Genomic DNA, 8,231 nt, shown 5'->3' on the forward strand with positions numbered 1-8,231 from the left:
GCGCAAGGGATCGGCGCCAGCGGCCCATCCAGCACGCGCACGACATGGCCGATCTTGATTTCGGAGGCCGGCCGGGCGAGGCGATAGCCGCCTTCCTTGCCTTTGCGGCTCTGGACGAAGCCGGCGTTGCGCAACTCGCCCAGAATGGCATCGAGGAATTTCTTCGGGATGTTGTTGGCCACCGCGATGTCATTGACGAAGGCCAATTGGCCGGCCGGCAGGCCGGACAGATGCACGAGGGCCTTGAGGCCGTATTTGCCTTTTTTCGTCAGCATGCCCAGATCAACCCATTGAAGCCCCAACCACTCGCATCTGGCGACTGTTTGTGTGCAAATAATGACGTTTTCGCCGCGCGATGATGTTTCGCGAAAACAAGCCGCCGGATTGCAGTTAGGCACAAACGCGTTGATTCTTTGTAACGTTTTGCACTGAGAAGGCGGATATTCCGCTGATAACCAGGTTTTCGGCGTTCAAAACGAAAAAAGCCGGCAGGGCGCCGGCTTTTCCGTCAACTGCGCAGATATCGCGGCCTTCAGCGGCTGCCGTAGGTCTGGTCGAGCAGGCCGCCAGCGGCGAAATGCTCTTTCTGCACTTTGTCCCAGCCGCCGAAGACGTCTTCCACCGTCAGCAGCCGGATATCGGGGAAATCGGCCTTGTATTTTGCCGCCACAGCGGCGTCGCGGGCTCTGAGGCCGTTGCGGGCGGCGATGTCCTGGCCCTCCGGCGTGTAGAGGAAGTCGAGATAGGTCTTGGCCAGATCGCGCGTGCCGTGCTCGTCGGCAACCTTGTCGACGATCGCGACGGGGAATTCGGCCAGCAGGCTGACCGTCGGAGTGACCTGCTCGAACTTGCCGTCGCCATACTCCTTGCGAATGCCGCGCGTCTCCGACTCGAAGGTGATCAGCACATCACCGATCTCGCGCTGCACGAAGGTGGTGGTCGCGGCGCGGCCGCCGGTGTCGAAAATCGGCACGTTGTTGAAAAGCTTGGTGATGAACTCCTTCACCTTGGCCTCGTCGCCCTTGAAGGCTTCCTTGGCGTAGGCGGTGGCCGCCAGATAGGTGTAGCGCGCATTGCCGGAGGTTTTCGGATTTGGGAAAATCACCTGCACGTCGTCGCGCACGAGATCGTTCCAGTCCTTGATATGCTTGGGATTGCCCGCGCGGACAAGGAAGGACGGCAGCGAATAGAAGGGCGAGGCGTTGTCGGGAAAATCCTTTTGCCAGTCGGCCGAGACGAGGTCCTTCTTGACCAGGAAGTCGATGTCGGTGACCTGGTTGAAGGTAACGACATCGGCGCCAAGGCCCTCGGCGATGGCACGCGCCTGCGCCGAAGTGCCGGCATGCGACTGATCGACCGTGACGCCCGGATGCTGCGCGATGAAGGCCTTGTTCACCTGCACGAACAGTTCGCGGCCGACGTCATAGGACGCATTGAGCAGTTTGTCGGCCGACCAGGCTTGGGAGGATGCAAGGAACAGGCCTGCGACGGTGGCAAGCCCGAGGAAAAATCGTCTCATGAAAACAGGCTCCGATGCAATTTATGGTGGGACCATAGCCGGGGTGCGTGGTGTGCGACGAGGCATGCGCCGTAGGTTCGTGGCCTCATCGTAGGAAAATATGTCGCCTAAGTCGATGAATGTTGGAATTCTGTTCCAGGAGAATGCTACCTTCGTCGGAGTTTTTCTGCGCCTTGTTTTGCGGCGCTGCATGGCATATACAAAAGGCATATACAAAAGAGCTGCAACATGCCCCAGAGCCGACATTCAACAACGCCGCCCAAGGAGGCGAAGCTGTTTCGCAACAACCGCAGCCAGGCGGTGCGCATTCCTGTCGAGTTCGAGCTTCCCGGCGAAAAAGTCCTGATCAGCCGGGAAGGCGATCGTCTTGTCATCGAGCCGGTTCGCAAGCCTGGCCTCACCGCGTTGCTCGCCCAGTGGGCGAAAGAGCCGCCGCTCGATCCTGAAGACGACTTCCCCGAGATCTACGACACGCCAGTCAAATCCGAGGACATTTTCTAGATGCGGTTCATGCTGGATACGAACATTATCAGCGACATGATCCGAAACCCGGCTGGCAAGGCCGCGAGGGCAATGTCGCGCGAGGGAGATGACGCCGTTTGCACCAGCATCGTGGTCGCCTCGGAATTGCGATATGGCTGCGCCAAGAAGGGATCGGCCAAGCTGCTCAAGAAGGTTGAAGACTTGCTGGCCGAGATTCCTGTCTTGCCGCTCGATGTGCCGGTGGATGCCGAGTATGGCGGACTTCGCGCCGAGCTTGAAGCCGCGGGCCAGACCATTGGCCACAACGATCTTTTTATCGCCGCTCATGCCTGTGCATTGGGCACCACGCTGGTGACCGCCAACACGGGAGAGTTCAACCGGATCAGGGGCCTGAAGGTCGAGAACTGGCTGGCGTAGCCATAGACCAGAGGATCAAGCCGCCGGAAAAAGCTTCCAGCGTCCGGGGCGGAACGCCACCCGGCTTTTCTGCGCCGCGGGGTGATCGACCGGCAGTTCGATTTCGACCCGCTGGCGCTCTCCGCCTATTTCAAGCTCGACCCGGCGCGTGCCGGCCACGCGGCGGCTGGCGGCGACCGTGCCGGCGATGCAGCCGCTGCAGCCGTCCAGCAATTCGACATCGTGCGGGCGGAAGTAGAGCGTCGCATCGCCCGAGGGCTCGTTGGGCGCGGCAAGCCCGATCGGACGGTCGGCGAGCCAGATTTCGCCATTCTCGACCTTGACGGGAAGCGAGCTCGATTCACCGATGAAGCCGTAGACGAAGGGCGAGTTCGGCGTGTCGTAGATATCGTCGGCGGTGCCGACCTGCTCGATGCGGCCCTGGCTCATCACCACGACGCGGTCGGCAAGCTCCAGCGCCTCTTCCTGGTCGTGGGTGACGAAGACGGTGGTGTGGCCGGTGGCGTCATGGATTTCGCGCAGCCAGCGGCGCAATTCCCGGCGCACTTGCGCGTCAAGCGCGCCGAACGGCTCGTCGAGCAGCAGCACCTTGGGCTCGATCGCCATGGCGCGCGCCAGCGCCACGCGCTGCCTCTGGCCGCCGGAGAGCTGCGCCGGATAGCGCTTTTCGAGCCCTGAAAGCTGGACGAGGTCCAGAAGCTCGGAGGCGCGACGGCGGATCTCCTGCGCCGGCGGGCGCGACGGTCCGTGCCGGACCTTCAGGCCGAAGCCGATATTGTCCGCCACCGTCATGTGCCGGAACAGCGCATAGTGCTGGAAGACAAAGCCGACATTGCGCTCCTGGATGGACTTGTGCGAGGCGTCCTCGTCGCCGAAGAATATCTTTCCCCGTGTCGGCCGCTCCAGCCCGGCGATCAGCCTGAGCAGCGTCGTCTTGCCGGAACCGGACGGTCCCAGCAACGCGATCAGTTCGCCCGACTTGATGTCGAGCGACACGTCGTGAAGCGCCGGAAACTGGTCAAACTCCTTGCGCACGTTGGCAACGCGAACTTCCATAGTGGTCCCTTTGTCAGTGCCCGCGTGTCGCGGCGATCTCGGCGCCGTAGCGCATCTCGAGAAGTGTTTTCAAGACCAGCGTGACGAGCGCCAGGCCCGCAAGCAATGAAGCGACGGCGAAGGCACCGACGGCGTTGTACTCGTTGTAGAGGATTTCGACATGCAGCGGCATGGTGTTGGTCAGGCCGCGTATGTGGCCCGACACCACCGATACCGCGCCGAACTCGCCCATGGCACGCGCATTGCACAGGAGCACGCCGTAGAGCAGCCCCCATTTGACGTTGGGCAAGGTCACGTACCAGAAGGTCTGCCAGCCATTGGCGCCGAGCGAAAGCGCTGCCTCCTCGTCGCCATTGCCTTGTTCCTGCATCAGCGGGATCAACTCGCGGGCGACGAAGGGGAAGGTGACGAAGATTGTGGCCAGCACGATGCCCGGCACGGCAAACAGGATGACGATGCCATGCGCTTTCAGCCATGTGCCGAGCAGCCCCTGGGCGCCGAACAGAAGCACATAGACGAGGCCCGATATGACCGGCGAGACCGAGAAGGGGAGGTCGATCAGCGTGGTCAGGAAGGCCTTGCCCTTGAACTCGAACTTGGCGATCGCCCAGGCGGCGGAGATGCCGAAGACGATGTTGAGCGGCACCGAGATCGCCGCCACCAGCAGCGTCAGCCGGATCGCCGAGCGCGTGTCGGCACTGCCGAGCGCTTCGGTGTAGGCACCGATGCCCTTGGCGAAGGCTTCGTTGAAGACGATGATCAGCGGCAAGAGCAGGAAAATGCCGAGGAAGGCGAAGGCGACGGCCATCAGAGCAAGGCGCGCAGGGCGGCTTTCAGTGACCGCCGCCGACTGGCTTTCATGATGCGGTTCGTAGGATTTGATCTCCGGGTCAGCCATAGCGCTTGCGGCTCCATGACTGTGCGAGATTGACGACCAAAAGCATGATGAACGACAGAGCGAGCATGATCGCCGCGATCGCTGTCGCCGCCGGATAATTGTATTCCTCCAACCGAATGACGATCAGCAGGGGTGCGATTTCTGATTTGTAGGGCAAGTTGCCGGCGATGAAGATGACCGAGCCGTATTCACCGACGCCACGCGCGAAGGCGAGGGCGAAGCCGGTGACGATGGCCGGCGCCAGGCCCGGAAACAGGATGCGGGTGATGATCTGGAAGCGATTGGCGCCAAGCGTGGCGGCGGCTTCCTCCACTTCCTTGTCGATCTCCTCCATGATCGGCTGCACGGTGCGCACGACGAAGGGCAGGCCGATGAAGATCAGCGCGATGACAATACCGAGCGGCGTATAGGCGACCTTGATGCCGAGCGGCATCAGCAATTTGCCGATCCAGCCGTTCGGCGCGTAGAGCGTGGTCAGCGCGATGCCGGCCACAGCCGTCGGCAGGGCGAAGGGCAGGTCGACCATGGCATCGACGATGCGGCGGCCGGGGAAACGGTATCGCACCAGCACCCATGCGACCAGCGTGCCGAAGACGACGTTGACCGCAGCCGCGACGAAGGCGGTGCCGAAGCTGATTCTCAGCGCATTGATGGTGCGGCGATCGGTGGCGATCGCCCAGAATTCAGGCCAGCCAAGGGCGGCCGAGCGCCAGAGCAGCCCGGATAGCGGGATGAGGATGATGAGGGTGAGGTAGGCAAGCGAGAAGCCGAGCGTCAATCCGAAACCCGGAATGACGCTCGGCTGCCTGAATCGCCACCCCGCCTGGGCGGGTGCTGTGGTCATGTCGTCCTGAATATCGACTGCTTACTGGGGCTTGTAGATCTGGTCGAATATACCACCATCGCCGAAATGATAAGGCTGTGCTTTTTTCCAGCCACCAAACTGTGGATCGTCGATGGTTACGAGCTTGATCGGCGGCAGCTTGGCGAGGTCCTCGGCCGGCACCAGATCGGGCTTGGCAGGACGATAATGGTTCTTGGCGATGATCGTCTGCGCTTCTTTGGAATAGAGCCAGCTCAGATAGGCTTCGGCGACCTTGCGCGTGCCCTTGGCATCGACATTGGCGTCGACTACCGCCACCGGCGGTTCTGCCAGGATGGAGGTCGGCGGGTAGACGATGTCGAAATTGTCGGCACCGAACTCGTCGAGCGCCAGATAGGCCTCGTTTTCCCAGGCGATAAGCACATCGCCAAGACCCTTTTGCGCGAAGGTCACGGTCGAGCCGCGCGCGCCGGTGTCGAGCACCGGAGCATTGGCGTAGAGCTTGCCGACGAACTCCTTGGTCTTGGCCTCGTCGCCGCCGTCATTGGCGTTGGCGTAGGCCCAGGCGGCGAGATAGTTCCAGCGCGCGCCGCCGGAGGTTTTGGGATTGGGCGTAATCACCTGGACACCGTCCTTGACGAGGTCGCTCCAGTCGTGAATGCCCTTGGGATTGCCCTTGCGGACGAGGAAGATGATGGTCGAGGTGTAAGGCGCTGAATTGTTTTCGAATTTGGTGCGCCAGTCCGGATTGATCTTCTTCGCCTTCGAGACGATGGCGTTGATGTCGCCTTCAAGTGCCAGCGTCACCACATCGGCATCGAGGCCATCGATCACGGCGCGGGCCTGGGCGCCCGATCCGCCATGCGACTGCTGGACGGTGACGGTCTCTCCGGTCTCGGCCTTCCAATGCGCGACGAAAGCTTCGTCATAGGCCTTGTAGAGCTCGCGTGTCGGATCGTAGGACACGTTGAGAATGGTGGTATCGGCAAACGCGAAACCGAGCGTGCCGAACTGGACAGATGTGGCGACCAGTGCGCCGAGCAGTTTCCTGAAATGAGGTTTGGTCATTTCTGCCTCCGTTGAACCCGCGCCAAATCTACCGAATTGGTAGAAATTAGATGCATTCAATGTTGCCTTTTTTGCCCCTCTTGAGAAAATGTTCGACGCCATTTCGCCGTTAGGAGAAATATTTTCCTCTTGAGGCCAAAGGAAGAATCCATGACCCGGCCACTCAGCCTATCTAGCAAGGGGCGGTGCCGAGGCAAGGTGCGGAATTTGGTCCGGTGCATCAATCGGCGGTGATGGGAAAGTCGAAACGCTGTCTGGCGAACGGTTCGCTTTTCAGCGTGAAGTGCCACCATTCCCTTGCATAGTTCTTGAAGCCGCCGGCGCGCATGGCGTCGACAAGCATCTTGCGGTTTGCCGCCACTTCACTGGCAAGGCCTCGGTGGGCGGTTTCGCTCATCGGATCAAAGCAGTCGAAGCCGGTGCCGAAATCGAGCGTGTCGGCATCGCCCGCGCCGCAGGCCTGGTTCGGGCTGGACCTGCGGTCCGTCCGGGCGACGGCGACATCGACGGTCGAGCCACGTGAATGGGTCGATAGTTCTCCGACATAACCCTTGGCGATCAGCTCACTGCGCCTGACCTTCGGATACCATTGTGGATCGGGCGACCCGCCATCGCGCGTCCATTCATTCATGTCGGCGACGGCGCGGGCAGGGCGGTAGCAATCGAACAACATCAGGGTCAGGCCTTTGGCGGCGATCGCTTTCTGGACGGCGGACAGTGCCTTTGCCGCCTGCTCGGTGAGGATGCAGGCCGGGGCGTCATAGCCGTCCACCTTGCGATGCAGAAAATTGTCCGATCCGGCGTAGCGTATGTCCTGGCGGATCGAGGGATCGACATCGGCGAGCCGGACGAAGCCGGCGGGCAGGGCATCGGCCAAAGCGGGGAGGGTGGTTGCCGCGACAAGGATTGTTGCTGCCAGTGCCGAGGCTGCCGACAAGAACGGATTGCGCGAGGGGTGCCTCGGAACAGGCATGGGTGAGTATCCTGCTATCTGCCGAGCGTCCGGAAAGCCAATTCCATGAATCTCTTGGCGCGATCTATTCGACGAACACCTTCACACTCGCCGCACGCCCTGCGGCGTCGATGACGGTCAGCGTCGAATAGCCGGCGCCGTCGGGCTGCCAGGTCGCGGTGCGGCGACGATCGATGCCTGCCAGCGGCTTGCCGTTGGCGAGCCAGCGGAACGGCGCACGGCCGCCTTGCAGCTTCAGCACCAGTGGCGAGGCGTCGGCCGAATTGGTGCCGAGATCGACGCGGGCGCCGTCAGGCGGGAAGATGATGGTCGGTGCGGGTTCGCTCACCGTCGCCTGCACCAGGCCATCCGACCCGGCGCCGAAGCGGGCGAGCGTCACCGGCAGGTCCTCGCGTCTGGGGCTGAACATGCCGGGCGGTTTGCCCGGCAAGGGGACGGTGGCGAGGCCCGAGCGGACAAAACCCTCGAACAGGATGGGAGCGGCCGAGACATAGCCGGAAAGGCCGGGCACCGCGCCGGCATCGGGGCGGCCGACCCAGACGCCCAGCACGTAGCGGCCGTCGAAGCCGACCGACCAGGCGTCGCGGTATCCGTAGGACGTGCCGGTCTTGTAGGCGATGCCGCGCTGCAAGGCCCCCTCGGGCGGCTTGACGCCTGACAATATGTCGATGATCTGCCAGTTGGCCTGACCGTCGAGGATGGTGGCGCTGGTGCGCTCGGCATCGGCAGGCTCGGTGCCGTCATGCAGCGTGTGCGTCTTGCCGCCATTGGCGAGCCCTGTGTAGAGCTGGACGAGGTCGCGCAATGTCACCCCGACGCCGCCAAGACCGATGGCCAGGCCCGGGGCTTCGTTGACCGGCAGTATGGGGCTGACGCCGGCCTGGCGGAAGCGCGCCATCAGCCGCGTTGGCCCGACCGCGTCGAGCACGCGGATCGCCGGCACATTGAGCGACAATTGTAGCGCTTGCCGGATGCTGACATCGCCCTGGTAGCC

General features: G+C 62.4%; 9 protein-coding genes and 1 pseudogene. 2 read left to right on the plus strand and 8 right to left on the minus strand.

The features are described from left to right. Together EN964_RS16755 and EN964_RS16760 are read right to left on the minus strand one after the other, a co-directional pair. Positions 1 to 275, minus strand: a 275-nt coding sequence (locus EN964_RS16755; RefSeq protein ID WP_164775847.1) for an Rrf2 family transcriptional regulator, incomplete at its 3' end; no start/stop codon positions are given. A gap of 257 nt (positions 276 to 532) precedes the next feature. Next, positions 533 to 1,519: a sulfate ABC transporter substrate-binding protein gene (locus EN964_RS16760; protein ID WP_127271870.1), complete on the minus strand. Its 987-nt coding sequence runs from the start codon at positions 1,517 to 1,519 to the stop codon at positions 533 to 535. A 228-nt stretch (positions 1,520 to 1,747) separates the two neighbouring features. Here EN964_RS16760 and EN964_RS16765 point away from each other — a divergent pair, with 228 nt between their 5' ends. Both EN964_RS16765 and EN964_RS16770 read left to right on the plus strand, forming a co-directional pair. Then, the gene (locus EN964_RS16765) at positions 1,748 to 2,020 is read left to right on the plus strand and encodes an antitoxin (protein ID WP_127271402.1); all 273 of its coding nucleotides are present in this window, start codon (positions 1,748 to 1,750) and stop codon (positions 2,018 to 2,020) included. Continuing rightward, positions 2,021 to 2,419, plus strand: coding sequence for a type II toxin-antitoxin system VapC family toxin (locus tag EN964_RS16770; RefSeq protein ID WP_127271404.1), 399 nt, complete (start codon positions 2,021 to 2,023; stop codon positions 2,417 to 2,419). 15 nt (positions 2,420 to 2,434) lie between these two features. Here EN964_RS16770 and EN964_RS16775 read toward each other — a convergent pair whose 3' ends face one another. The 6 genes and pseudogenes from EN964_RS16775 to EN964_RS16800 form a co-directional block, all read right to left on the minus strand. Continuing rightward, complete coding sequence (locus EN964_RS16775) at positions 2,435 to 3,475, minus strand: sulfate/molybdate ABC transporter ATP-binding protein (RefSeq protein WP_127271867.1); 1,041 nt, start codon at positions 3,473 to 3,475, stop codon at positions 2,435 to 2,437. A 13-nt stretch (positions 3,476 to 3,488) separates the two neighbouring features. Further along, the gene (gene cysW / locus EN964_RS16780; protein ID WP_127270916.1) at positions 3,489 to 4,373 is read right to left on the minus strand and encodes a sulfate ABC transporter permease subunit CysW; all 885 of its coding nucleotides are present in this window, start codon (positions 4,371 to 4,373) and stop codon (positions 3,489 to 3,491) included. Beyond that, positions 4,366 to 5,217: a sulfate ABC transporter permease subunit CysT gene (gene cysT, locus EN964_RS16785; protein WP_013530875.1), complete on the minus strand. Its 852-nt coding sequence runs from the start codon at positions 5,215 to 5,217 to the stop codon at positions 4,366 to 4,368. Before cysT ends, cysW begins: the two co-directional genes overlap by 8 nt. A 21-nt stretch (positions 5,218 to 5,238) precedes the next feature. Beyond that, positions 5,239 to 6,264, minus strand: a complete 1,026-nt coding sequence (locus EN964_RS16790; RefSeq protein ID WP_127271865.1) for a sulfate ABC transporter substrate-binding protein — start codon at positions 6,262 to 6,264, stop codon at positions 5,239 to 5,241. Between the two features lie 220 nt (positions 6,265 to 6,484). Further along, positions 6,485 to 7,237 carry a M15 family metallopeptidase gene (locus EN964_RS16795; protein WP_127271863.1) on the minus strand — a complete coding sequence of 251 codons (753 nt, stop codon included), beginning with the start codon at positions 7,235 to 7,237 and terminating at the stop codon, positions 6,485 to 6,487. 64 nt (positions 7,238 to 7,301) lie between these two features. After that, a pseudogene (locus EN964_RS16800) lies at positions 7,302 to 8,231 on the minus strand (penicillin-binding protein 1C); the annotation flags it as partial.

This window comes from Mesorhizobium sp. M7A.F.Ca.CA.001.10.2.1 (assembly GCF_003998575.1).
Lineage (GTDB): Bacteria > Pseudomonadota > Alphaproteobacteria > Rhizobiales > Rhizobiaceae > Mesorhizobium.

Coding starts and splice junctions, on each gene's coding strand:
- EN964_RS16770 (WP_127271404.1), top strand. CDS start 2,021: ATGCGGTTCATGCTGGATACGAACATTATCAGCGACATGATCCGAAAC.
- EN964_RS16795 (WP_127271863.1), bottom strand. CDS start 7,237: ATGCCTGTTCCGAGGCACCCCTCGCGCAATCCGTTCTTGTCGGCAGCC.
- cysW (WP_127270916.1), bottom strand. CDS start 4,373: ATGGCTGACCCGGAGATCAAATCCTACGAACCGCATCATGAAAGCCAG.
- EN964_RS16765 (WP_127271402.1), top strand. CDS start 1,748: ATGCCCCAGAGCCGACATTCAACAACGCCGCCCAAGGAGGCGAAGCTG.
- EN964_RS16775 (WP_127271867.1), bottom strand. CDS start 3,475: ATGGAAGTTCGCGTTGCCAACGTGCGCAAGGAGTTTGACCAGTTTCCG.
- cysT (WP_013530875.1), bottom strand. CDS start 5,217: ATGACCACAGCACCCGCCCAGGCGGGGTGGCGATTCAGGCAGCCGAGC.
- EN964_RS16760 (WP_127271870.1), bottom strand. CDS start 1,519: ATGAGACGATTTTTCCTCGGGCTTGCCACCGTCGCAGGCCTGTTCCTT.
- EN964_RS16790 (WP_127271865.1), bottom strand. CDS start 6,264: ATGACCAAACCTCATTTCAGGAAACTGCTCGGCGCACTGGTCGCCACA.